This is a genomic window from Streptomyces sp. IBSNAI002 (genome assembly GCF_052244475.1).
Lineage (GTDB): Bacteria > Actinomycetota > Actinomycetes > Streptomycetales > Streptomycetaceae > Streptomyces.
Genome location: NZ_JBQPXG010000002.1, coordinates 5,265,837 through 5,289,065 on the forward strand (window position 1 = coordinate 5,265,837; position 23,229 = coordinate 5,289,065).

20 protein-coding genes are annotated in these 23,229 nt (G+C 73.4%); 15 read left to right on the top strand and 5 right to left on the bottom strand.

Going from position 1 to position 23,229, the window contains the following annotated elements:
- Positions 1–106: 106 nt before the first annotated feature.
- The 5 genes from ACTVZO_RS25560 to sucD all read left to right on the top strand — a co-directional run bounded on the left by ACTVZO_RS25560 (position 107) and on the right by sucD (position 7,089).
- Positions 107–1,213: an ATP-binding protein gene (locus ACTVZO_RS25560; protein WP_443300578.1), complete on the top strand. Its 1,107-nt coding sequence runs from the start codon at positions 107–109 to the stop codon at positions 1,211–1,213.
- Positions 1,210–3,492, top strand: a complete 2,283-nt coding sequence (locus ACTVZO_RS25565; RefSeq protein WP_443300579.1) for a DUF5682 family protein — start codon at positions 1,210–1,212, stop codon at positions 3,490–3,492. Before ACTVZO_RS25560 ends, ACTVZO_RS25565 begins: the two co-directional genes overlap by 4 nt.
- Positions 3,493–3,541: 49 nt before the next feature.
- Positions 3,542–4,720: a VWA domain-containing protein gene (locus ACTVZO_RS25570; RefSeq protein WP_443300580.1), complete on the top strand. Its 1,179-nt coding sequence runs from the start codon at positions 3,542–3,544 to the stop codon at positions 4,718–4,720.
- Between the two features lie 278 nt (positions 4,721–4,998).
- Positions 4,999–6,177, top strand: coding sequence for an ADP-forming succinate--CoA ligase subunit beta (gene sucC, locus ACTVZO_RS25575; RefSeq protein WP_361771006.1), 1,179 nt, complete (start codon positions 4,999–5,001; stop codon positions 6,175–6,177).
- Positions 6,178–6,198: 21 nt separating this feature from the next.
- Positions 6,199–7,089 (top strand): succinate--CoA ligase subunit alpha, encoded by an 891-nt coding sequence (gene sucD, locus ACTVZO_RS25580; RefSeq protein ID WP_385065385.1) that lies wholly within the window; start codon positions 6,199–6,201, stop codon positions 7,087–7,089.
- Positions 7,090–7,161: 72 nt separating this feature from the next.
- Here the strand turns inward: sucD and ACTVZO_RS25585 are convergent, their stop codons facing one another.
- A complete protein-coding gene (locus ACTVZO_RS25585; protein ID WP_443300581.1) occupies positions 7,162–8,424 on the bottom strand; it encodes a helix-turn-helix domain-containing protein in 1,263 nt (420 codons plus the stop codon).
- Positions 8,425–8,543: 119 nt separating this feature from the next.
- Here ACTVZO_RS25585 and ACTVZO_RS25590 point away from each other — a divergent pair, with 119 nt between their 5' ends.
- On the top strand, positions 8,544–10,112 hold the full coding sequence (locus ACTVZO_RS25590) for a cell division protein PerM (RefSeq protein ID WP_443300582.1): 1,569 nt from the start codon (positions 8,544–8,546) through the stop codon (positions 10,110–10,112).
- A gap of 191 nt (positions 10,113–10,303) precedes the next feature.
- On the opposite strand, the gene ACTVZO_RS25595 is transcribed toward ACTVZO_RS25590, so the two are convergent.
- Positions 10,304–10,909, bottom strand: coding sequence for a hypothetical protein (locus tag ACTVZO_RS25595; RefSeq protein ID WP_443300583.1), 606 nt, complete (start codon positions 10,907–10,909; stop codon positions 10,304–10,306).
- Between the two features lie 254 nt (positions 10,910–11,163).
- Here ACTVZO_RS25595 and purN point away from each other — a divergent pair, with 254 nt between their 5' ends.
- Positions 11,164–11,787, top strand: a complete 624-nt coding sequence (gene purN, locus ACTVZO_RS25600; protein ID WP_443300584.1) for a phosphoribosylglycinamide formyltransferase — start codon at positions 11,164–11,166, stop codon at positions 11,785–11,787.
- Positions 11,784–13,376 (top strand): bifunctional phosphoribosylaminoimidazolecarboxamide formyltransferase/IMP cyclohydrolase, encoded by a 1,593-nt coding sequence (gene purH / locus ACTVZO_RS25605; protein ID WP_443300585.1) that lies wholly within the window; start codon positions 11,784–11,786, stop codon positions 13,374–13,376. Before purN ends, purH begins: the two co-directional genes overlap by 4 nt.
- A 73-nt stretch (positions 13,377–13,449) precedes the next feature.
- Here the strand turns inward: purH and ACTVZO_RS25610 are convergent, their stop codons facing one another.
- Positions 13,450–14,064: a hypothetical protein gene (locus tag ACTVZO_RS25610; RefSeq protein ID WP_443300586.1), complete on the bottom strand. Its 615-nt coding sequence runs from the start codon at positions 14,062–14,064 to the stop codon at positions 13,450–13,452.
- A gap of 258 nt (positions 14,065–14,322) precedes the next feature.
- Between ACTVZO_RS25610 and ACTVZO_RS25615 the strand changes: the two genes are divergently transcribed.
- From ACTVZO_RS25615 to ACTVZO_RS25625, 3 genes are all read left to right on the top strand, one after another.
- Complete coding sequence (locus ACTVZO_RS25615) at positions 14,323–15,183, top strand: bifunctional methylenetetrahydrofolate dehydrogenase/methenyltetrahydrofolate cyclohydrolase (RefSeq protein WP_443300587.1); 861 nt, start codon at positions 14,323–14,325, stop codon at positions 15,181–15,183.
- Positions 15,173–15,607 (top strand): DUF3017 domain-containing protein, encoded by a 435-nt coding sequence (locus ACTVZO_RS25620; RefSeq protein WP_443300588.1) that lies wholly within the window; start codon positions 15,173–15,175, stop codon positions 15,605–15,607. The genes ACTVZO_RS25615 and ACTVZO_RS25620 overlap by 11 nt, the downstream gene beginning before the upstream one ends.
- A 170-nt stretch (positions 15,608–15,777) precedes the next feature.
- Positions 15,778–16,767, top strand: a complete 990-nt coding sequence (locus tag ACTVZO_RS25625) for a malate dehydrogenase (protein ID WP_443300589.1) — start codon at positions 15,778–15,780, stop codon at positions 16,765–16,767.
- Positions 16,768–16,853: 86 nt separating this feature from the next.
- Here ACTVZO_RS25625 and ACTVZO_RS25630 read toward each other — a convergent pair whose 3' ends face one another.
- On the bottom strand, positions 16,854–18,071 hold the full coding sequence (locus ACTVZO_RS25630; RefSeq protein ID WP_443298897.1) for an IS30 family transposase: 1,218 nt from the start codon (positions 18,069–18,071) through the stop codon (positions 16,854–16,856).
- 134 nt (positions 18,072–18,205) lie between these two features.
- On the opposite strand from ACTVZO_RS25630, the gene ACTVZO_RS25635 reads away from it, so the two are divergent.
- From ACTVZO_RS25635 to ACTVZO_RS25645, 3 genes are read left to right on the top strand one after another with little or no spacing between them, the layout of a single operon-like run.
- Positions 18,206–19,951: a hypothetical protein gene (locus ACTVZO_RS25635; RefSeq protein ID WP_443300590.1), complete on the top strand. Its 1,746-nt coding sequence runs from the start codon at positions 18,206–18,208 to the stop codon at positions 19,949–19,951.
- Complete coding sequence (locus ACTVZO_RS25640; RefSeq protein ID WP_443300591.1) at positions 19,932–20,330, top strand: hypothetical protein; 399 nt, start codon at positions 19,932–19,934, stop codon at positions 20,328–20,330. The genes ACTVZO_RS25635 and ACTVZO_RS25640 overlap by 20 nt, the downstream gene beginning before the upstream one ends.
- Positions 20,331–20,332: 2 nt before the next feature.
- Positions 20,333–21,250 carry a hypothetical protein gene (locus tag ACTVZO_RS25645; protein ID WP_443300592.1) on the top strand — a complete coding sequence of 306 codons (918 nt, stop codon included), beginning with the start codon at positions 20,333–20,335 and terminating at the stop codon, positions 21,248–21,250.
- Between the two features lie 8 nt (positions 21,251–21,258).
- On the opposite strand, the gene ACTVZO_RS25650 is transcribed toward ACTVZO_RS25645, so the two are convergent.
- Positions 21,259–21,750 (bottom strand): carboxymuconolactone decarboxylase family protein, encoded by a 492-nt coding sequence (locus ACTVZO_RS25650; protein ID WP_443300593.1) that lies wholly within the window; start codon positions 21,748–21,750, stop codon positions 21,259–21,261.
- 47 nt (positions 21,751–21,797) lie between these two features.
- On the opposite strand from ACTVZO_RS25650, the gene pdxR reads away from it, so the two are divergent.
- Positions 21,798–23,192: a MocR-like pyridoxine biosynthesis transcription factor PdxR gene (gene pdxR / locus ACTVZO_RS25655; RefSeq protein ID WP_443300594.1), complete on the top strand. Its 1,395-nt coding sequence runs from the start codon at positions 21,798–21,800 to the stop codon at positions 23,190–23,192.
- Positions 23,193–23,229 lie beyond the last annotated feature (37 nt).

Consider the following 23,229-nt stretch of genomic DNA (forward strand, 5'->3'; position numbering starts at 1 on the left):
AATCGCCCTGACCTGCAACAACGCCTCGAACAAGGGGCGTTGTCAGTGGTGTGGTGCACCGTTGGAACAGCAGTCGGGAGCGGCTGCCGAGCATTGGAGGGGGACCATGACCACGCCCGAGGACGACCGCGGAAACCAGGCACTGCGACCGCACGCCGAAGACGCCTTCGCACACGAACTGAAAGCCCTGGCGGCCGCGGACGACCGGCCCCGCCCGGCCCGCTGGAAGCTCTCCCCGTGGGCCGTGGCCACCTACCTGCTCGGCGGCACCCTCGACGACGGCACGGCGATCACACCCAAGTACATCGGGCCGCGCCGCATCGTCGAAGTGGCCGTCACCACACTGGCCACCGACCGCGCCCTCCTCCTCCTCGGCGTTCCCGGCACCGCGAAGACCTGGGTCTCCGAACACCTCGCCGCAGCCGTCAGCGGAGACTCCACGCTCCTGGTCCAGGGCACCGCCGGAACCCCCGAGGAGGCCATCCGGTACGGCTGGAACTACGCCCGCCTGCTCGCCCACGGCCCCAGCCGCGAGGCCCTCGTCCCCAGCCCCGTCATGCGGGCCATGGCCGACGGCATGACCGCCCGCGTCGAGGAGCTCACCCGCATCCCCGCCGACGTCCAGGACACCCTCATCACCGTCCTGTCCGAGAAGACCCTGCCGATACCGGAACTCGGCGAAGAGGTGCAGGCCGTGGGCGGCTTCAACCTCATCGCCACCGCCAACGACCGCGACCGCGGGGTCAACGAGCTCTCCAGCGCCCTGCGCCGGCGCTTCAACACCGTCGTCCTGCCGCTGCCCGCCACCGCCGACGCCGAGGTCGACATCGTCGCCCGCCGCGTCGACCAGATGGGCCGCGCCCTCGACCTGCCCGCCGCGCCCGAGGGCCTGGAGGAGATCCGCCGCGTCGTCACCGTCTTCCGCGAGCTGCGCGACGGAGTCACCGGCGACGGCCGCACGAAGGTGAAGTCGCCCAGCGGCACCCTGTCCACCGCCGAGGCCATCTCCGTCGTCACCGGCGGCCTGGCCCTGGCCGCCCACTTCGGGGACGGCGTGCTCCGCCCCTCCGACGTGGCCGCCGGGATCCTCGGAGCCGTCGTCCGCGACCCGGCCGCCGACAAGGTGGTCTGGCAGGAGTACCTGGAGACCGTGGTCCGCGAGCGGGACGGCTGGAAGGACTTCTACCGGGCCTGCCGGGAGGTGACGGTATGAGCCCGCTGCTGCTCGGCGTACGGCACCACGGGCCCGGCTCCGCCCGCGCCGTGCGCGCCGCCCTCGACGCGGCGGGGCCGGCGGCCGTGCTCATCGAGGGACCGCCCGAGGGGGACGCACTGCTCGCACTGGCCGCCGACCCCGGGATGCGGCCGCCCGTGGCGCTCCTCGCACACGCCGCGGACGACCCCGCCCGCGCCGCGTTCTGGCCGCTGGCCGCCTTCTCCCCGGAGTGGACCGCGATCCGCTGGGCGCAGGAGGCGGGCGTACCGGTGCGCTTCATGGACCTCCCGGCCGCCCACACCCTGGCCCACCGGGAAGACGACGACGAGGAGGGGGAGGGCGGGCAGCCCGACTCCGTACGGGTGGACCCCCTCGCGGTGCTCGCCGGGGCCGCCGGGTACGACGACCCCGAGCGCTGGTGGGAGGACGTGGTCGAGCACCGGGGCACCGGGGCCGTGCCCGACCCGCTCGCCGCGTTCGAGGTGCTCGGGGAGGCCATGGGCGCGCTGCGCGAGGGGGGCCACCCGTACGGCGCCGGCGGCCGCGCCCGCGACCTCGTGCGCGAGGCGTACATGCGGCAGCGGATGCGGGCCGCCCGCCGGGAGTTCGGCGACGCCTACGCCGTGGTGTGCGGGGCCTGGCACGTCCCGGCGCTGCGGGCCAAGGCCACCGCCGCCGCCGACAAGGCGCTGCTCACCGGCCTGCCGAAGGTCAAGGTGGAGACCACCTGGGTGCCCTGGACCCACCGCAGACTGGCCCGGGCCGGCGGATACGGCGCCGGGATCACCTCGCCCGGCTGGTACGCCCACCTCTTCGCGGCCCGGGACCGGCCCGTCGAGCGGTGGCTGACCAAGGTCGCCGGGCTGCTCCGGGAGGAGGACCGGCAGGTCTCCTCGGCGCACGTCATCGAGGCGGTCCGGCTGGCGGAGACGCTGGCCGCGATGCGCGGCAGACCGCTGCCCGGGCTGACGGAGACCCTGGAGGCGGTCCGGGCGGTGATGTGCGACGGATCCGACGTACCGCTCGCGCTGATCGAGGACCGGCTCGTCATCGGGGACGTACTCGGGGAGGTCCCGGACACGGCCCCCGCCGTACCGCTCCAGCGCGACCTCACCCGCCGGCAGCGCTCGCTGCGGCTCAAGGCCGAGGCGCAGGAGCGCGAGCTGGAGCTCGACCTGCGCAAGGAGACCGACGCGGCCAAGTCGCTGCTGCTCCACCGGTTGAGGCTGCTCGGCATCGACTGGGGCATACCCACCGCGTCCCGGGGCAGCACGGGGACCTTCCGGGAGACCTGGCGGCTCCGCTGGGAGCCGGAGCTGTCGGTGCGGGTCGCGGAGGCCGGGATCTGGGGCACCACCGTGCTGGCGGCGGCCACCGCCAAGGCGGAGGCGGACGCGGCCGGCGCCGCGGAGCTGGGCGAGGTCACCGCCCTCGCCGAACGGTGCCTGCTCGCCGGGCTGTCCGAGGCGCTGCCCGCCGTCCTGCGGGCGCTCGCGGACCGGGCCGCGCTGGACACCGATGTGGCGCGGCTCGCCAAGGCCCTGCCGGCGCTGGCCCGTTCGCTGCGGTACGGGGACGTCCGGGGCACCGACGCGGCGGCCCTCGGCACGGTGGCGGCCGGGCTCGCCGAGCGGATATGCGTGGCCCTGCCGCCCGCCTGCACCACCGGGCTCGACGCCGACGCGGCGGCGGAGCTGCGCGGCCACGTGGACGGGGTGCACGGGGCGGTCGGGCTGCTGGCGGACGCGGACGAGGGGCTGCGCGAGCGGTGGTCCGCGGTGCTGCGGACGCTGGCCGGACGGGAGACCGTGCCGGGCCTGATCCGCGGCCGCGCGGCCCGGCTGCTGCTCGACGACGGGCGGCTGCCGGCCGAGGAGACGGCCCGGCTGATGGGCCTCGCGCTGTCACCGGCGGGCGACCCGGCCGACGCGGCGGGCTGGATCGAGGGCTTCGCGGGCGGCGCTTCGGGCGGCGGGACCCTGCTGGTCCACGACGAACGGCTGCTGGGCCTGATCGACGGCTGGCTGACGGGGGTGCCGGAGCGGGCGTTCACCGACGTGCTGCCCCTGCTGAGGCGGACGTTCGGGGCGTACGAGCCGGGGGTGAAGCGGACCCTGGGCGAGCTGGTCCGCCGGGGGCCGGGCGGCTCCGCCGGGCCGTCCCGGGCGGGTGCGGGGGCCGCGGGGTTCGGGGCGGAGCTGGACGAGGTCCGTGCGGATGCGGTGCTCGACGTGGTCCGGATGCTGCTCTCGCCCTCCGGCGGGACCGAAGGGTGAGAGCGGGCCGGTGGTGACGGATGCGATCGATGCAGGGGGGAAAGGGCTGATGAACGGTTCGGACACGGCGCAGGGTGCTGCCGAGCACCTCGGCGGCGAGCGGTTGCGGCGCTGGCGGATGGTGCTGGGCGGGGGAGAGGGGGACGGTACGGGCTTCGTGCCGGCCGGGCGGGACGCGGCGATGGACGCGGCGCTCGGGGCGCTGTACGGCGGGGGCGCGGGCGGCTCGCGGAAGGGGGCGGGGGCGCGCTCCGCGGGGCTCGGCGGGTCCGCGCCGAACGTGGCGCGCTGGCTCGGGGACATCCGTACGTACTTCCCCGCCTCGGTGGTCCAGGTCATGCAGCGCGACGCCATCGAGCGGCTCGGGCTGGCCGCGCTGCTCCTGGAGCCGGAGATGCTGGAGGCCGTCGAGCCCGACGTGCACCTGGTCGGCACCCTGCTCTCGCTGAACAAGGCGATGCCCGACACCACGAAGGAGACGGCGCGGGCCGTGGTCCGCACGGTGGTGGAGCAGCTGGAGAGGAAGCTCGGGGCGCGAACCCGGGCCACGCTCACGGGCGCGCTGGACCGCTCCGCCCGCGTCAGCCGTCCCCGCCACCACGACATCGACTGGAACCGCACGATCCGGGCCAATCTGAAGAACTACCTGCCCGAATACCGCACGGTCGTCCCCGAACGGCTCATCGGCTACGGCCGAGCGGCGCAATCGGTGAAGAAAGAGGTGATCCTCTGCATCGACCAATCGGGTTCGATGGCGGCCTCGGTGGTCTACGCCTCCGTCTTCGGCGCCGTCCTGGCCTCCATGCGCTCGATCGCCACCCGCCTCGTCGTCTTCGACACCGCCGTCGTGGACCTCACGGACCAGCTCGACGATCCGGTCGACGTCCTCTTCGGCACCCAGCTCGGCGGGGGCACCGACATCAACCGCGCGCTCGCCCACTGCCAGTCCAGGATCACCCGGCCCGCCGACACCGTCGTGGTCCTGATCAGCGATCTCTACGAGGGCGGCATACGCAACGAGATGCTGAAGCGGGTCGCCGCGATGAAGGCCTCCGGGGTCGAGTTCGTGACCCTGCTCGCGCTGTCCGACGAGGGCGCCCCGGCCTACGACCACGAGCACGCCGCAGCCCTGGCCGGCCTCGGCGCGCCCGCCTTCGCCTGCACCCCCGACCTGTTCCCCGACGTGATGGCCGCGGCCCTGGAAAAGCGGCCCCTGCCGGTGCCCTGAGGGGGCGCGGGAGCCCTCCGGGGAATCGGCCGATCGCACGAAGTTCCAGCTCAACCGTGAGGCGATCTGTGACAGGTATCACCGCTCAGGTGTGATCTGTGATTTAGGGACCTACGGCCCACGGGGATAACCTGCGGGACGGACATGCCGCGTCCACGGTCACCGTGTGCGCCTTCCTTGTGACAGCGCCGTCACGTTGCCCTCCGCGGCACGCCCACGCAGATAGCAGACAACCGCGAATCACTGCGAATCTTTAAAAAGACAAGGGACGGACGCGCGTGGACCTGTTCGAGTACCAGGCGAGGGACCTCTTCGCCAAGCACGGTGTACCGGTGCTGGCCGGTGAAGTCATCGACACGCCTGAGGCGGCTCGCGAGGCCACCGAGCGGCTGGGCGGCAAGTCGGTCGTCAAGGCGCAGGTGAAGGTCGGCGGCCGCGGCAAGGCCGGCGGCGTGAAGCTGGCCGCCACCCCGGACGAGGCTGTCGCCCGGGCGACGGACATCCTCGGCATGGACATCAAGGGCCACACGGTCCACAAGGTGATGATCGCCGAGACTGCTCCCGAGATCCTCGAGGAGTACTACGTCTCGTACCTCCTCGACCGGACCAACCGCACCTTCCTCGCCATGGCGTCGGTCGCGGGCGGCATGGACATCGAGCAGGTCGCCGAGGAGACCCCGGAGAAGCTCGCCAAGGTCCCGGTGAACGCCAACGAGGGCGTGACCATCGAGAAGGCCCGCGAGATCGTCGCGCTGGCGCAGTTCCCGGCCGAGGTCGCCGAGAAGGTCGCCGAGGTCCTCGTGACCCTGTGGGCGACCTTCATCGCCGAGGACGCGCTCCTCGTCGAGGTCAACCCGCTCGCGAAGGTCGCCAACGGCGACGTCATCGCCCTCGACGGCAAGGTCTCGCTCGACGAGAACGCCGAGTTCCGCCAGCCGGGTCACGAGGAGTTCGTGGACCACGCGGCCGCGAACCCGCTCGAGGCCGCCGCCAAGGCGAAGAACCTCAACTACGTCAAGCTCGACGGTGAGGTCGGCATCATCGGCAACGGCGCGGGTCTCGTCATGAGCACCCTCGACGTCGTCGCCTACGCCGGCGAGAACCACGGCGGCGTCAAGCCCGCCAACTTCCTGGACATCGGCGGTGGCGCCTCCGCCGCCGTCATGGCCAACGGTCTCGAGATCATCCTCGGCGACCCGGACGTCAAGTCCGTCTTCGTCAACGTCTTCGGCGGCATCACCGCGTGCGACGAGGTCGCCAACGGCATCGTCCAGGCGCTCCAGCTGCTGAAGGACAAGGGCGAAGAGGTCACCAAGCCCCTCGTCGTCCGCCTCGACGGCAACAACGCCGAGCTGGGTCGCAAGATCCTCTCGGACGCCAACCACCCGCTGGTGCAGCGCGTGGACACCATGGACGGCGCGGCCGACAAGGCCGCCGAGCTCGCGGCTGCGAAGTAAGGGCAGAGGTCACAGACTCACATGGCTATCTTCCTCAACAAGGACAGCAAGGTCATCGTCCAGGGCATGACCGGTGCCACGGGCATGAAGCACACCAAGCTGATGCTGGCTGACGGCACCAACATCGTCGGCGGCGTGAACCCGCGCAAGGCCGGCACCACCGTCGACTTCGACGGCACCGAGGTCCCGGTCTTCGGCTCCGTCGCCGAGGCGATGGAGAAGACGGGCGCCAACGTCTCCGTCCTCTTCGTCCCGCCGGCCTTCGCCAAGGCCGCCGTCGTCGAGGCCATCGACGCCGAGATCCCGCTGGCCGTCGTCATCACCGAGGGCATCGCGGTGCACGACTCCGCCGCCTTCTGGGCGTACGCGACCGCCAAGGGCAACAAGACCCGGATCATCGGCCCGAACTGCCCGGGTCTGATCACCCCCGGCCAGTCCAACGCCGGCATCATCCCGGGCGACATCACCAAGCCCGGCCGCATCGGTCTCGTGTCCAAGTCCGGCACGCTGACCTACCAGATGATGTACGAGCTCCGTGACATCGGCTTCTCCTCGGCCGTCGGCATCGGTGGCGACCCGGTCATCGGCACCACGCACATCGACGCCCTCGAGGCGTTCGAGGCCGACCCCGACACCGACCTGATCGTCATGATCGGCGAGATCGGCGGTGACGCCGAGGAGCGTGCGGCGGACTTCATCGCGAAGAACGTCACCAAGCCGGTCGTCGGCTACGTCGCGGGCTTCACCGCCCCCGAGGGCAAGACCATGGGCCACGCCGGCGCCATCGTCTCCGGCTCCTCCGGCACCGCGCAGGCCAAGAAGGAGGCCCTCGAGGCCGCCGGCGTGAAGGTCGGCAAGACGCCGACCGAGACCGCCAAGCTGGCGCGCGAGATCCTGAGCGCCGCCCAGTAGGCGCACCTGCGCACAAGGGCGTGGCCCGCACCCCCCGGGGTGCGGGCCACGCCCTTTTCCCGTCGGTCCTTTTCAGTCGATCCGCGGGACGACCCGGGCCGGTCCGGCGTCCGGGTCGGCCCGGAGCTTCTCGTGGAGCAGCCGGCTCCGGTCGGTGAGCTGCTGGGGGCCGCTGAGCGGGGGTACGCCGGAGACGCTCTCGCCGGGCGCACGCGGGGGCTCGTAGTGCGTGGGCGCGGTCGAGGCCGTGTAGGCGGTCGCGGCGGCGATCACCGCGGTGAGGCTGAGGGTCGCACGCGTCCACTGCCGGGTCCGCCGCTCCCCGTGGCCGCGTACGGCCGAAGCCGGGCGGGGGTCGAGCACCACGGCCGGCCGCAGCGCGTCGAACAGGTCGCGCAGCAGCGCGGACTGCTCCTCGGGCGGTACGCCGGCCAGTTCCGGGATCCGGTGGGCGAGGTCGGCGTGTGCGTTGAGGAGGCGGTTCCCGGTCGCGGGCGTGCTGGCCTCGGTCTCGGCGGCGGTGTCGGGGAGGTCCAGGCCGACGCCGTCGTAGAGCAGGACCGTACGGCGGTGGATGGTCGGCAGGGCGAGCATCGCGTCGAGGAGGATCCGGTCGGCGGGCTCGGCGGGGGGCTTGTCCGGGTGGCGGTGGGCACGCCGGAAGCGGTGCCAGGGGGAGAGGGCGTACTCGTACGCGGCCGCGCGCACCCAGCCCACCGGGTCCGGATCGGCGGCCACGTCCGGCCACTGGGCCCAGGCCTGACGGAACGCCCGCTCCACGGATTCCAGGGCGAGGCGGCGACGGCCGGTGAGCAGGTAGGTCTGGCGGGCGAGTCCGGGGGCGGCGAGGGCGTACAGGGCGTCGAAGGCCTCGGCCGGGCCCCGGGGCCGCGGCGGTGCCGCTGCGGGGGGCTCGGCCGCGGCTTCCGTTTCGGCCTCCGCGGCGGGTGCGGGCTCGGCCATTGCGGTGGACTCCTCGGCGGGGGGCGCCGCTCCGGCCGGAGCCGTCGGCTCCGGCCGGGCGGCGGCCCGGGTTTCCTCGGGTGCGGTGGCGATCGCCCGTCGCGCGGGTCCGGGGTCAGCCCCGCCCGCCACCGCGGCCACCGCTGCCGCGGCGCCCCGGGGGGCGTCCGGACGGGGCGCGAGGCCGGCCAGGAAGTCCACGTACAGCTCGCGCTTGCGGCCGCGGGGGTGTGTGCGGCCCGATTCCCAGGAACGGACCGTGCTCGTGGTGACGCCCATGGCCGAAGCGACCTGTTCGGGCGTCAGCTCCGCGGCTTCGCGCAGTCTTCGGCGCTCTTTCGGTGCGGGCAGGCCCTCGACGCGTTGTGTCATGCCACACTCCCCGCGACCCGGCAGCCCTGGGCGAAAAAGTACATAAGCGTATATTGAGCGACACCACGGGCATTCGCCTGTTACCCGCTCATAGCGCGTGTCGTTGGCACCATGGCGGGGTGACCCAAGTGACCGAACGCGGGACTCCGTTGTCCGTGGCCCCGCGAGCCGCCGGGCGCCGCCGCTCTCCGGCGGCGGCCGCGTGCGTGGTGGGCGGCGCCGTGGCCGCCGGACTAGGGCTCGGCTTCCTCGCCGTGCTCGTCATCGTGCTGTGGATCAGCTCCCCCTATCCCGACAGCGGCCCCGGCGGGGCCCTGCACCTCGCCGCCGGGCTGTGGCTGCTCGCCCACGGCACCGAGCTGGTGCGGTACGAGACCCTCTCCGGCGTGCCCGCGCCCGTCGGAGTGACCCCCCTGCTGCTCGTCGCGCTGCCCGTGCTGCTCATGCGGCGGGCCGCCCGGCTGGGCAGCGGCTCCGACGAGGAGCGGGAGGAGGTGCTGCCCGCCAGCGCAGTCTTCTCGGCCGTGCTCTGCGGCTATCTGGCCGTCGGGGCGCTGGCCACGGTGTACGCGGCGGGCGGGCCCATGCCGGCCGACCCGATCAGCGCGGCCTGGCACGTCCCGCTGGTCGCCGTGCTCGCCGCGGCGGGCGGGGTGTGGGCGGTACGGGGCCGGCCGCTCGGGCCGCTGCCGGACTGGGTGCCGGCGGGTGTACGGAGGGCCTTCGCGCGCCCTCGGTACGCGCTGGCGCTGCGGGCCGGTGCGGGTGGGGCGCTCGTTCTGCTGGGGGGTGGGGCGCTGCTCGTCGGCGGCTCGCTCGCGTGGCACGGAGCGGAGGTCCAGGGGTCCTTCCTGGCGCTGACCGGGGTGTGGTCGGGGCGCTTCGCGGTGTTGCTGCTCGCGGTGGCGCTGATCCCGAACGCCATGGTCTGGGGGGCGGCGTATGCGCTCGGGCCCGGGTTCGCGCTGGGCGCCGGGGTGGCCGCCACCCCGCTCGGGTTCACGGGTTCGCCCGCGCTGCCCCGGTTCCCGCTGCTGGCGGCGCTCCCGCCGGAGGGGCCGGGGACACCGCTGACCTGGGCGGTCGCCGGGGTGCCGGTGGTGGCCGGGCTGGCGGTGGGCTGGTTCGCGGTGCGCCGGGCGAGGGAGGTCTCGTACGGGGAGACCGCGCTGACGGCGGCGCTGGGCGCGCTGGTGTGCGGGCTGGCCATGGCCGGGCTGGCGGCGGCGTCGGCCGGGCCGATGGGGTCGCGGGCGCTGGCCGAGTTCGGGCCGGTGTGGTGGGCGACGGGGGCGGCGGCCTTCGCGTGGACGCTGGTGCCGGCCGTGCCGGTGGCGGTGGCGGTGCATGCGTGGCGGAACCGGCCCGCCGGTGCCGCCGATGACGGCTGGCACGACAGTGGTGTGCGGGAGCTTCGATGGGCCGCGCTTCGCCATGCGGCGGGTGCGCTGGTGCCGGACATCGCCCCGGCGCCGCTGCCTCAGGCCCCGGCCGAAGCCCCGTCCCCGGCTGCGGCCCCGGTCCCGGCCCCGCCCCTGCCTTCGGCCCTGGCCCCGGCTCGGCCGCCCCGGCAGGTGACCGTCGTGCCCGGGCTCCGCCTGGACCTGCTCGCCCCGCAGCCGCCGGTGCCGCCGCTGCCGGTGGCCGGCGGGGCCCGGGTCCTGCCGCGCCGCAAGCCCCCGGCCTAGGGCCTGTCTGACGGGCGTCGCGAGGCCACGGACATCCGTCAGACACCCCCTAGCCCTGCGCGTCCATCGCCGGTGCGGCTCAAGGTCCGGGCTCCGCCCCAGGCCCTCCCCCAGACTCCGCCCGGGGGGACACCCGCGCCTCGATCTCCCCCGGCTACCGCTGGGAGGTGGCCCCCAGCGAGGCTGGCGGGTTACTGGCGGACCTTCAGGATGTCGCCCAGGACGTTGTCCGGGAGGAGGGTGTTGCACTGGAGTTCCGCCGTGTTCGTCAGGGCGTCGTCGCGGCAGACGTAGAAGTCCTTGTAGGTCAGCTGCACCGCGTACGAGCTCAGCGCCAGCAGGATCGCCAGTGAGGCCGTGACCAGGCCGCTCACCGCCGCCGTGCGCTGGGGGCGGGCCGCGTCGCCCAGGGCCGCCAGGCCGCCCGGCGCGTTCCGGCCGGCCTCGCCGGACTCCGGCTTCGCCGGCCGGCCCCGGAGGGCGCTGATGCCCCAGTACAGGGCGAGCGCCCCCAGCAGCAGGCCCACCGACGGGATGCCGAAGATCCCGAAGAAGAAGCCCCACATGCCGGCCAGCAGCGCGTAGCGGGCGCGGCGCTGGACCGGGTCCGTCGGGTCCCAGCGCGCGGGGCCGCCCCGGCCGCCGCCCTCCGGGTCCTTCCGGCCGGGGCCGTCGCCACCGCCGGGGCCGTCGCCGCCACCACGGCGCGGCTGCCACGGCTGGTCGGGCCGGCCTTCCGGGGGAGCCGCGAAGGGGTTGTCGTCGGTGGGGGAGTCGGGCTGGCGGCGGTCCGGCATCGGGTGTGTTTCTTCCCCTGTGTCATGGACGTCAGGGCGACGTCGCGGCGAAGGCCAGGTGGGTGAGGCCTGTGTGCGGCTTGTAGGCCAGACGCTACCGCCCGCCCGTCACCCCGTCCCCCGGGGGCCGTCCGGTGTGCCGGTATCGTTGCAGGCGGTCGGTGGCTTCGTATGGTTCCCCGTATATCGGTACCCCGAAGTTTCGTATGACCACACAAAGACGAACACCGCATTCCCGTGAGAAAGGGCCTCCCATGGCCGCCTCCCGCCTGGTCGTGCTGGTCTCCGGTTCCGGCACCAACCTCCAGGCCCTGCTCGACGCCATCGACGCCCACCCCGGCGGACCCGAGGGCTTCGGCGCCGAAGTCGTCGCCGTGGGGGCCGACCGCGAGAACATCGCCGGCCTGGAGCGGGCCGAGAAGGCCGGGATCCCCACCTTCGTCTGCCCGGTCAAGGCGTACGGCAGCCGTGCGGAGTGGGACACCGCCCTCACCGAGGCGACCGGGGCCCACGCCCCCGACCTCGTCGTGTCGGCCGGTTTCATGAAGATCGTGGGCAAGGAGTTCATCGACCGCTTCGGCGGCCGGTTCATCAACACCCACCCCGCCCTCCTCCCCGCCTTTCCCGGCGCCCACGGCGTACGGGACGCGCTCGCCTACGGCGCGAAGGTCACCGGCTGCACCGTCCACTTCGTGGACTCCGGCGTGGACACCGGTCCGATCATCGCCCAGGGTGTCGTCGAGATCCGGGACGAGGACGACGAAGCCGCTCTCCATGAGCGCATCAAGGAAGTCGAGCGCCAGCTGCTCGTCGATGTCGTGGGGCGCCTGGCCCGGCACGGCTACCACATTGAGGGACGAAAGGTAACAATCCAGTGACCGCCGTAGAGACCGCAGCGAGCAACGACCCGACCACGACCCAGCGGCCGATCCGGCGTGCGCTCATCAGCGTCTACGACAAGACCGGCCTGGAGGAGCTGGCCCGCGGGCTGCACGAGGCGGGCGTCGCGCTCGTCTCCACCGGCTCCACGGCCTCGAAGATCGCCGCGGCCGGGGTGCCGGTCACCAAGGTCGAGGAGCTCACCGGCTTCCCCGAGTGCCTGGACGGCCGCGTCAAGACGCTGCACCCGCGCGTGCACGCCGGGATCCTCGCCGACCTGCGCCTCGAGGACCACCGCAACCAGCTCGCCGAGCTGGGCGTGGAGCCCTTCGACCTGGTGGTCGTCAACCTCTACCCCTTCCTGGCCACCGTCCAGTCGGGTGCCACCCCGGACGAGTGCGTGGAGCAGATCGACATCGGCGGTCCGTCGATGGTCCGCGCCGCCGCCAAGAACCACCCGTCGGTCGCCGTCGTCACCAGCCCTGCCCGCTACGCCGACGTGATCGCGGCCGCCCAGGGCGGCGGCTTCGACCTCACCGCGCGCAAGCGGCTGGCGGCCGAGGCCTTCCAGCACACCGCCGCCTACGACGTGGCCGTGGCCTCCTGGTTCACGAACGCGTACGCCCCGGAGCCCGAGGCCGTGCTGCCCGAGTTCCTGGCCGGCGCCTGGGAGCGCAAGTCGACCCTGCGCTACGGGGAGAACCCGCACCAGGCCGCCGCGCTCTACACGGACGGCCAGCCCGGCGGGCTCGCCAACGCCGAGCAGCTGCACGGCAAGGAGATGTCCTTCAACAACTACGTGGACACCGAGGCCGCCCGCCGGGCCGCCTACGACCACGAAGAGCCCTGCGTCGCGATCATCAAGCACGCCAACCCGTGCGGCATCGCCGTGGACACCGACGTGGCCGCCGCCCACCGCAAGGCGCACGCCTGCGACCCGCTGTCGGCCTTCGGCGGTGTCATCGCGGTCAACCGCCCGGTGACCGTCGAGCTCGCCGAGCAGGTGGCCGAGATCTTCACCGAGGTCATCGCGGCCCCCGCCTACGAGGACGGCGCCGTCGAGATCCTCGCCCGGAAGAAGAACATCCGCGTCCTGAAGGTGGACGGCACCCCGCACCAGCCGGGCGACCTCAAGCCGATCTCCGGCGGCGCACTGCTCCAGCAGTCGGACCTCTTCCAGGCCGAGGGCGACGACCCGGCCAACTGGACCCTCGCCACCGGCGACGCCCTCTCCGCCGAGGAGCTCGCCGGGCTCGCCTTCGCGTGGAAGGCCTGCCGGGCCGTCAAGTCCAACGCCATCCTGCTCGCCAAGGACGGCGCCTCCGTCGGTGTCGGCATGGGCCAGGTCAACCGCGTCGACTCGGCGAAGCTCGCCGTCGAGCGGGCGGGCGCCGAGCGCGCGCAGGGCTCGTACGCCGCCTCCGACGCCTTCTTCCCCTTCCCCGACGGGCTGGAGATCCTCACGGCCGCCGGCATCAAGGCCGTCGTCCAGCCGGGCGGTTCGGTCCGTGACGAGCAGGTCGTCGAGGCCGCGGAGAAGGCGGGCGTGACGATGTACTTCACCGGGACCCGGCACTTCTTCCACTGAGCCCGCCCCGACACGGCGAAGGCCGCGACCCGCACTGCGGGTCGCGGCCTTCGCCGTGTGCGGACCGCGAGGATCAGAAGCGCGGACGCTTGAACCAGGCGGCACCGGGCGCGGTGACCATGGCGGCGAGGATCAGGCCGCCGATGGCCAGGCTGATGACGCCGGCCGCGGGGCCGCCGCCCTCGGAGGCGCTGCTGGTGAAGTTGGCGAGGCCGCCCAGGATGGACAGTGCGGCGTAGACGATCGTCGTGATGCGCACGCCGTTGCCGCCCTTGGCGAACTTGGCGCCGAGGACGATGGCCAGCACGCCGAGGGCCAGGACGAAGAGGCCGAGGGCGATCACGACGCCGCCGACCACGTCACCGGCCGCGCCGCTGTCCGTGGTGGACAGCGCGGCGCCGCCGAGGAGCGCGATGAGGCCGACGATGAGCTGGAGACCGCCCACGACGAAGAGCAGGACGCGCGCGGTCTTCACCAGACCCGGCATCTGCGCGGGCGCGCCCGGGTAGCCGCCGGGGCCGCCGGGGTAGGCCGGGTAGCCCTGGGGGGCCTGCTGCTGCGGGTAGGCGTAGCCGCCCTGCGGCGGGACGCCCTGGGGTGCCTGCTGCGGGTAGCCGTAGCCGGGCTGGCCCTGCGGGGCCGGGGGCTGCTGCTGGCCGTACGGGTTGTTCGGGTCGCCGAAGCTCATCTGGGGTGTTCCTCCGTGGAAGTGCGGGGACGCACGGCACGCACGGAGGAAAGAGGAAAGCTGTGTTCTACGGTCCGCCCCCCGGCACTGCCCGCGGCACTCTTTTCCGGTCATCGTCGTCCGACCGGGCCGGACTTGTCCAGCCGGGCGCTGTGGGGCCGCGGACTTGTTGTGCAAGTGCAATCAACCCCGCTAACCCCGAGGGTCCGCGAGCGCCTTGACTGGAACCGGGGGCACTCCATCCGGGAGGATGGGCACATGACCGCCCAGATTCTCGATGGCAAGGCCACCGCCGCCGCGATCAAGTCCGAATTGACCGCCCGTGTGGCGGCCCTGAAGGCACGGGGTATCACCCCCGGCCTCGGCACCCTGCTGGTCGGTGACGACCCGGGCAGCCGCTGGTACGTCAACGGCAAGCACAAGGACTGTGCCGAGGTCGGCATCGCCTCCATCCAGCGCGAACTTCCCGCGACGGCCTCCCAGGAGGACATCGAGGCGGTCGTACGGGAACTCAACGCCAATCCGGAATGCACCGGCTACATCGTCCAACTCCCGCTCCCCAAGGGCATCGACACCAACCGGGTCCTGGAGCTGATGGACCCGCTGAAGGACGCCGACGGCCTGCACCCCATGTCGCTGGGCCGGCTGGTGCTGAACGAGCCCGGACCGCTGCCCTGCACCCCGTACGGGATCGTCGAACTCCTGCGCCACCACGGCGTCGGCATCAACGGCGCGCACGTCGTCGTCCTCGGACGGGGCATCACCGTCGGGCGCTCGATCGGCCTGCTGCTCACCCGCAAGTCCGAGAACGCCACCGTGACGCTCTGCCACACCGGTACCCGCGACCTCTCCGGGCTGCTGCGCCAGGCGGACATCGTCGTCGCCGCGGCCGGCGTCCCGCACCTGGTCAAGCCGGAGGACGTGAAGCCGGGCGCGGCCGTGCTCGACGTGGGCGTCAGCCGCGACGAGAACGGCAAGATCGTCGGCGACGTCCACCCCGGAGTCGCCAAGGTGGCGGCCTGGATCTCCCCGAACCCGGGCGGCGTCGGCCCGATGACGCGGGCCCAGCTGCTCGTCAACGTCGTCGAGGCCGCGGAACGGAACGCCAGTGCGGGCTGAGCGGGACGAAGAGCGTGCGGCGTCCGCCGCCGAAGGCTCCCGGTCCCGGCGCTTCCCCCCGGTCACCCGCGACACCGCGCGCCCCGAGGGCAGCGGCCGGGCCGTGCCCGGGGCCGTGTCCACGCCCGCCCGCCAGTGGCCGATGCTCAGCGTGCTCACCGCGACCGCGGCCGGGCTGCTGGCCACGGCGATGGGGCATCCGCGGATCGGCTGCCTGGTGATCGGCGTGGCCCTGATCGCGGCCGGGGCGCTGCGGCGCGTACTGCCCTCGGTGGGGATGCTCGCGGTGCGCTCCCGTTTCACGGACATGGTCACGTACGGGCTGCTGGGTGTGGCGATCACGCTGCTGGCGCTGGTCATGGAGCCCAAGCCGTGGCTGAACGTCCCGTTCCTGGAGACGGCGGTCCGCTTCACCGTCCGCTGACCGCGCCGCACGGCGCTGCCGGAGCCGAATGGGCCCCCGGGGCTCCGGCGGCGCCAGGGTCCGATAGCCTGACCGCGGATGTCTCTTCACGTCAAGATTTACTGGGAAGCGGCGTCCTCCAGCACATGGGGCGGGGACGCCCCACCGCCAGCTGTCTAACGGAGAAGGCCATGACCCGCACTCCCGTGAATGTCACCGTCACCGGCGCCGCCGGCCAGATCGGCTACGCGCTGCTCTTCCGCATCGCCTCCGGCCACCTGCTCGGCGCGGACGTGCCGGTCAAGCTCCGTCTTCTGGAGATCCCCCAGGGCATGAAGGCCGCTGAGGGCACCGCCATGGAGCTCGACGACTGCGCCTTCCCGCTGCTCAAGGGCATCGACATCTTCGACGACCCGAACCAGGGCTTCGAGGGCGCCAACGTCGCGCTGCTCGTCGGCGCCCGCCCGCGCACCAAGGGCATGGAGCGCGGCGACCTGCTCTCCGCCAACGGCGGCATCTTCAAGCCCCAGGGCAAGGCCATCAACGACCACGCCGCGGACGACATCAAGGTCCTGGTCGTGGGCAACCCGGCCAACACCAACGCGCTCATCGCGCAGGCCGCCGCCCCGGACGTACCGGCCGAGCGCTTCACCGCGATGACCCGCCTGGACCACAACCGCGCGATCTCGCAGCTCGCGCAGAAGACCGGCGCCGCCGTCTCCGACATCAAGCGCCTCACCATCTGGGGCAACCACTCGGCGACCCAGTACCCGGACATCTTCCACGCGGAGATCGCCGGCAAGAACGCCGCCGAGGTCGTCAGCGACGAGCTGTGGCTCGCCGAGACCTTCATCCCGACCGTCGCCAAGCGCGGCGCCGCGATCATCGAGGCCCGTGGCGCGTCCTCCGCCGCCTCGGCCGCGAACGCCGCCATCGACCACGTGCACACCTGGGTCAACGGCACCGCCGCGGGCGACTGGACCTCCATGGGCATCCCGTCGGACGGTTCCTACGGCGTCCCGGAGGGCATCATCTCCTCGTTCCCCGTCACCACCAAGGACGGCAAGTACGAGATCGTCCAGGGCCTGGACGTCAACGAGTTCTCCCGCGCCCGCATCGACGCCTCCGTCGCGGAGCTCGTCGAGGAGCGCGACGCGGTCCGCGAGCTCGGCCTCATCTGATCGCGGATCCACCCCTGCGGAAGCCCGAAAGGCCCCGCCGACTGTCGGTGCTTTCTAGGGGTCGTCGCAACACGTGGTCATGTTGATCAGGCCGCGAGCAGTTTATGCAGGCGCTCGGCTGGGGTTTCCCAGTCGAGCGTTTTGCGTGGGCGGCCGTTGAGCTGGGCGGCGACGGCGTCGAGGTGTTCCCGGTCGTGGACGGACAGGTCGGTGCCCTTGGGGAAGTACTGCCGCAGCAGGCCGTTGGTGTTCTCGTTCGAGCCGCGCTGCCAGGGACTGGCCGGATCGCAGAAGTAGACCGGAACGTCGGTGGCGACGGTGAACTCGTGATGGCGGCCCATCTCCGAACCCTGGTCCCAGGTCAGGGACCGTTTCAGGTGGGCAGGCAGGAGCTGGACGGTCTCCTGCAGTGCGTCGCGGACCTGCTCGGCGCTCCGGCCGTCCGGCAGGTGCACGAGCATCACGTATCGGGTGGCCCGCTCGACCAGGGTTCCGATCGCGGACCCGTTGTCCTTGCCGATGATCAAGTCGCCTTCCCAGTGGCCGGGGACCGCACGGTCTTCCGCCTCGGCGGGACGCTCGCTGATCATGACCATGGGCTCGGCGAAGCGGGGCCGTCGCTGCTGGGCCTGGCGGTGGGGCTTGCGGCGGGCCCGTCCGGTCCGCAGTGCTCCGGCGAGCTCCCTGCGCAGTTCCCCGCGTCCTTGGACGTAGAGGGCCTGGTAGACGGTTTCGTGGACCACGTGCATCTCCGGCCGGTCGGGGAACTGTGCCCGCAGAGCCTGGCAGATCTGCTCCGGGCTCCACAGCTCGTCCAGGCCGGCCTGGACCGCGGCTCTCAGCTCGGGGTTCTGGCTGATCTTGCGCGGCTTGGGCCGTGGCCGGCGGTCATCGGCCCGGGCCTGCGCCGCGAAGGGCCGGTACTGCCCGTTCCCCGGGTGCCGGTTGCGGCGAAGCTCCCGGCTGACCGTGGACGGGCTGCGGCCCAGCTCGGCCGCGATCGCCCGGATCGTGGCCTTCTCCCGCAGCCGGTCTGCGATGTGGATCCGGTCGGCCTCACACAGATACCGCGACGACGCGGAAGGCGGCACCACCGGACGAACCGGTGGTGCCGCCTTGTGCCGGCCCGACGGGTTGCGGCCGTTACGCCACCGCTTGCCCGTGCGCAGGTTGATCCCGACTCGTCTGCAGGCTTCGGAACTGCTCAGGCCCTGGTCCATGAGCCGGAAGTATTCCTCCCGCTCACGGACCAGCTTCCGACGGCCTTGGGCCACCGTCCGCACCTCGCGGATCTCGAACTCCATCGCACCCCTTGAGCTGGGGTGTTGCGACGACTTCTAGAACCCAAGCAGCGCGCCGGGGCCTTTTGGCGTGATCCGCCCTGTCCGGGCACCGCCCGGCCCCGTACGGTTTCCTCCCACACCTGAGGGGGGACCCGGTGAGTGGCAGCGATCCGGACGGCAGAACGCCCGTCCACCCGTCGCAGACGGAGGCCGGACGGCTCCTGTGCGCCGGCGTCTACCTCGACACGGCCTACCGCGACCGGGTGATCGACGAGCTGTACGTCCACGAGGAGCGCTTCGTCGCGCCCTCCTACGGCTTCGACGCTGCCCGCGTCCTCGCCCACGCCCTGCGCGCCCGGCGCGTCGAGCTCGCCTGGGCGGCGGCGGTGACGGCGGTCTGGGCCCTCGGCCTGCTGCTGCTCCAGACCTTCATCGTCTTCCTGATCGTCCCGGCGCTCCTGCTCGGCGGCGCCGGCCGGATCAGACGCCGCCGCGAGCGGACCGGCCGCGGCAGCCGGATCGTCGAGTACGTCCTGCGCGGGTACGCCCTCTGGATGCTCGGCAACGTCCTGTGGGGCGTGGCCGCCGGATTCGCCGACGACCGCATGCCGCCGCTGCGCTTCGGGGACACGGACTGGTTCTTCCCGTTCCTCGGCGAGATCGTCGTCAAGAACCCGTTCGGCTTCTTCCTGGAGTGGCCGAGGCTGGGGCGGATCCACGGCGAGGCCTACTCGTGGGTCGCCGTACTCGTCTTCCTCCTGCTCACGACCGTCGCCGGGCTCCAGCGGGGCCACTTCGCCCGGCTCCTGAACGGCTCGCTGGACCGGGAGGGCTACGCCGCCGGGGCGGGCGACCTGGTGGTGACGGGCCGGCGCTTCGGGCGGGCCCGCGCACGGATCCAGCGGATCCAGTACGCGCCCCTGGTCCTGTACGACGTGGGCAACCCGTTCTGCGGGTCGGGCCGGGCCCACCGGCCGTGGCAGCTGACGGTCGAACTGCGCCCGCGCGGCGACGGCGAGGCGGAGGAGCTGGACAACGCGCAGATCGTGGACCGGATCCGGCCACAGCTGGAGGCCCTGCGCGTCCCGTCGCCGCACGGATCGCCGGAGGCGGAGGCATCCGTACTGGACCGGCTGCGCGAACTGGTCATCGACGAGTGCGTGTTCCTGCCGGCCGAGGGGCTGCCCGACGCCGACGCCCTGGACCTGTCGGACGAGGCGTTCGCCGAGCACCGCGCCGCCGCCATCGAGGAGGGCGGCGAGCGCCGACGGCACTTCCTGCGGGTGCGGATCGGCGGCTGGGACGAGAACCTCGTGGTCACCGTCTTCATCCGCGTGCACACGCAGGGCGGCATGCTGATGCTGGAGGTCGCGCCGCACGTGCTGCTGCCCGTCCGGCCGGACTTCCAGCGGGCCGACGACACCGTCCGGCGCCAGCAGCTCAACACCGCCTTCGCCAAGGTGGTCTGGGCGGTCGCGAACGGTGCGGGCGCCCTCGGCCCGGCGCTGCTCGCCCTGGTGCGCGCGGTCCGCATCCCGTGGCGGATGGCCACCGCGGGCCACGGCGTGGCCATCCCGGCCGGACCGGCCGTCTCCGTGCGCGAACTGGCCTCGCAGACCGACGCCTCGCTGTTCCAGCTGATGGACCTGGACCGGTACCTGAAGACCGTTCAGGAGCGGATCGTCGGCGGGGTGGCCGTGGCCCTGCACGAGGCGGGCTGGCGCACCAGGGAGTTCGCGGAGCGGGCCGTCAACGTGGCGGAGGGGGCGGTCTTCATCCAATCGGTGAACAACAGCGCCTTCGGCGTGGGCGGAGTGAGCCACAACAGCGTCACCGGCCGCCAGGACCCCGACAAGGGCAGGGAGAAGAAGGGGAGAAGCGGTGGCGACGAACGGTGGTAGCGGCGCGGAGCAGTCCGCGGTACGGATCGGCGAGGTCCACGGCAGCAGCTTCAGCATCGGCGGCGCCCACAACACCAACACCGTCCATCAGGGCGGCGGCGGTGCGGGGGCCGGCGGGCCGACGGGTGCGGGTGCCGAGGAACTGCTGGAGGCCGTACGCGAGCTCCGCGCGGCCCTCGTACGGCTGCCCCGCAGCCCGGAACGGGCGGAGCTCGACGGCGAACTGGACGAGGTCGCGGGCGAGCTGGAGGAGGCCGGGGAGGTACGGGCGGGCCTGCCGGCCCGGCTGCGCGGGGCGCTGGAGAGATGGGCCCCGCTGGTGGACTCGGTGAGCGCGGCCACCGCCCTGGCCGCCCTGCTGACCTCACTGGGCGGCTGACGGTGGCCACGGGGGAGGGCGGGATCCGCTGGAACCCGCGCTCGCAGCGCTGGGAGCGGGTCCCGGCCGCGGGCCCGGAGCCGGGCGCCGGTCCGGAGCCGGGCGGGCCTGCGGCCCCGGATGCGGACCGAGGCGGGCGGCCGGCCGCGGTCGCGGAGCCCGGTGCGTCCTCGGCCCCGCGTACGCCCGCGGACCCGCCCCCGGCGGAGACCGCGACGGACCCGGCCCCGGCACCCGCTCCGCCGTCGACCGGGCCGCGGGCTCCGGAGCCGGGCCTGGACCCCTATGCGTACCCGCCGGGTCCCCGGCCCCCGCACCCGTACGCGTACCCGCCGGGTTCCCCGGCGTCCGCGCGTCGGCGGCGGGTCCTGGCCGTGGCGGGCGTGGCGCTCGGGGTGGCGGTCCTGGGCGCCGCCGCCGTGACCGGGTGGCTGTACCTGGACGACAAGGGCTCCGGCTCCTCCGGCCCTGTGCCGCGGCCCGGATCCACGCGGGTGCACGACACGGTGGCCGGCTTCTCGGTCGGGATTCCCGAGGGCTGGCAGGCCAGCGCCGGCGAGGGCGCGTACGGGACCGTCTACCGCCCCGCCGGGGGAGACCGCAGTGCGGGGATCCAGATCGTCCGGGCCACCGAGGACACCCTGAGCGCCTGCGAGGTCCTGCGGAACACCACGGCGGAACTGAGCAAGTACCCCGGCTACCGGGAGATCTCCAGGGAGGCCGTGGGCGGCGAGGGCTGCGAGCAGGTCTACGCGTTCGACGACCCCGCCACGGCCGAGCCCGCCGCGCACGCCATCGTCCGGCTCGTCGTGGCCGCCGACGACACCCGGTGGGTGGTCCTGGCCTTCGGCCCCGACACGGACGTCCCGCTCGTGCGCGAGCACCTCACCACGGCCGTCGAGTCCTTCCGGGTGGACTGACCGTCGGGTCAGCTCTTGTACATGCCCGGCGTGTAGTGCCCCGGCACCATCCGCGTGGTGACGCCGAAGCGGTTCCAGACGTTGATCGTCGCGATGACCGAGATCAGCTGGGCCAGCTCGCGCTCCTCGAAGTGCTTGGCGGCCTTCTCGTAGACCTCGTCCGGTACGAATCCGTCGGTCAGCACCGTCACCGCCTCGGTGAGCTCGATCGCGGCGAGCTCCTTCTCGGTGTAGAAGTGCCGGGACTCCTCCCACGCGCCCAGCTGGACGATCCGCTCGACGCTCTCACCGGCCGCGATGGCGTCCTTGGTGTGCATGTCGAGACAGAACGCGCAGTGGTTGACCTGCGAGGCTCTGATCTTGACGAGTTCGACGAGGGCCGGGTCCAGGCCCTTCTTCGCGGCGATCTCCAGACCCAGGACCGCCTTGTAGACCTCCGGGGCGAGCTTCGCCATGTGCAGGCGGGGGGTGTGCTCGGGGGCGTTCTGCGTGTTCGTCATGGCATCCACCCTAGGCCGCAGGCGGCCCGCGACTATGGTCCACACACATGAAGGAATCGTGGGCCACTTTCGGTGCCGACCTGCACCTCGACCTCTCCGCGGGACGCGGCCTGCGGGCCGGGCTGACCGAGGCGCTGCGCGAGGCCGCCCGCAGCGGGCGGCTGGCGGCCGGGACCCGGCTGCCGTCCTCCCGTTCGCTCGCCGCCGACCTCGGGATCGCCCGGAACACGGTCGCGGAGGCCTACGCCGAGCTCGTCGCCGAGGGCTGGCTGACGGCCCGCCAGGGGTCCGGCACCCGGGTCGCGGAGCGGGCCAGGCCGCGCCGGGCCGCGGCGGCCGTCCCCGTACGGCGTACCGCGCGCCCGGGGCTCGCGTACAGCCTGATGCCCGGCTCCCCGGACCTGAGCGGCTTCCCGCGGGCGGCCTGGCTGTCGGCGGCCTGCCGGGCGCTGGCCGCCGCGCCGAACGAGGCCTTCGGCTACGGGACAGACGGCCGCGGCCGCCCCGAGCTGCGGGAGGCGCTGACCGGGTACCTGGCGAGGGCGCGCGGGGTGTACGCGGACCCGGACCGGATCGTGCTGTGCGCCGGCTTCGGACACGGGCTGAGCCTGCTGGCCCGGGTGCTGCGGGCGCGGCGGGTGCGCGAGATGGCGGTGGAGGGGTACGGCCTCGACATCCACCGCGACCTGCTCACGCGGGCGGGCCTGCGGACCCGGCCGCTGGGGGTGGACGGGGACGGGGCGCGCACGGGGGAGCTGACGGCCGGAGCCGGAGCCGTCCTGCTGACCCCCGCGCACCAGTTCCCGACGGGGGCCGCCCTGACCCCGGCCCGACGGGCGGCGGCGGTGGACTGGGCCCGGACCACCGGCGGGCTGATCCTGGAGGACGACTACGACGGCGAGTTCCGCTACGACCGCCAGCCGGTGGGCGCCCTGCAAGGACTGGACCCGGACCGGGTGGTGTACCTCGGCACGGCCAGCAAGTCGCTGGCGCCGGGGCTCCGGATGGGCTGGATGGTGGTCCCGCCGGGCCTGCTGGACGAGGTCATGGCCGCCAAGGGGGCGGGCGACCGGCCCTCCAGCGCACTGGACCAGCTCACGCTGGCGGAGTTCATCACCTCGGGGGCGTACGACCGCCACGTGCGCGGCATGCGCCTGCGCTACCGGCGCCGCCGCGACGAGCTCGCCCTGGCCGTCGGCGACCGGGTCGGCGTATCGGGGATCGCGGCGGGCCTGCACGCGGTGCTGGACCTCCCGGCGGGGACGGAGCGCTCGGTGCTCCAGTCGGCGGCCTGGCAGGACCTCGCCCTACAGGGCCTGTCCGCCTTCCGCCACCCGGAGGCGGCCTTCCCGCCGCGCGACGCCCTGGTGGTGGGCTACGGCACCCCGCCGGACAGCGCCTGGACCCCGACCCTGGCGGCGCTCTCGGCGGCGCTGCCGTAGCGGGCGGGGCCGTAGCGGGGGAGACCGTAGCGGGTGC

Excerpts from the sequence above, each read along its gene's own strand:
- purN (WP_443300584.1), top strand. The coding sequence starts at position 11,164 with ATGGCCGCCTCCCGCCTGGTCGTGCTGGTCTCCGGTTCCGGCACCAAC.
- ACTVZO_RS25630 (WP_443298897.1), bottom strand. The coding sequence starts at position 18,071 with ATGGAGTTCGAGATCCGCGAGGTGCGGACGGTGGCCCAAGGCCGTCGG.
- ACTVZO_RS25625 (WP_443300589.1), top strand. The coding sequence starts at position 15,778 with ATGACCCGCACTCCCGTGAATGTCACCGTCACCGGCGCCGCCGGCCAG.
- ACTVZO_RS25570 (WP_443300580.1), top strand. The coding sequence starts at position 3,542 with ATGAACGGTTCGGACACGGCGCAGGGTGCTGCCGAGCACCTCGGCGGC.
- ACTVZO_RS25565 (WP_443300579.1), top strand. The coding sequence starts at position 1,210 with ATGAGCCCGCTGCTGCTCGGCGTACGGCACCACGGGCCCGGCTCCGCC.
- ACTVZO_RS25595 (WP_443300583.1), bottom strand. The coding sequence starts at position 10,909 with ATGCCGGACCGCCGCCAGCCCGACTCCCCCACCGACGACAACCCCTTC.
- ACTVZO_RS25560 (WP_443300578.1), top strand. The coding sequence starts at position 107 with ATGACCACGCCCGAGGACGACCGCGGAAACCAGGCACTGCGACCGCAC.
- ACTVZO_RS25610 (WP_443300586.1), bottom strand. The coding sequence starts at position 14,064 with ATGAGCTTCGGCGACCCGAACAACCCGTACGGCCAGCAGCAGCCCCCG.
- pdxR (WP_443300594.1), top strand. The coding sequence starts at position 21,798 with ATGAAGGAATCGTGGGCCACTTTCGGTGCCGACCTGCACCTCGACCTC.
- sucD (WP_385065385.1), top strand. The coding sequence starts at position 6,199 with ATGGCTATCTTCCTCAACAAGGACAGCAAGGTCATCGTCCAGGGCATG.
- ACTVZO_RS25585 (WP_443300581.1), bottom strand. The coding sequence starts at position 8,424 with ATGACACAACGCGTCGAGGGCCTGCCCGCACCGAAAGAGCGCCGAAGA.
- ACTVZO_RS25615 (WP_443300587.1), top strand. The coding sequence starts at position 14,323 with ATGACCGCCCAGATTCTCGATGGCAAGGCCACCGCCGCCGCGATCAAG.
- ACTVZO_RS25650 (WP_443300593.1), bottom strand. The coding sequence starts at position 21,750 with ATGACGAACACGCAGAACGCCCCCGAGCACACCCCCCGCCTGCACATG.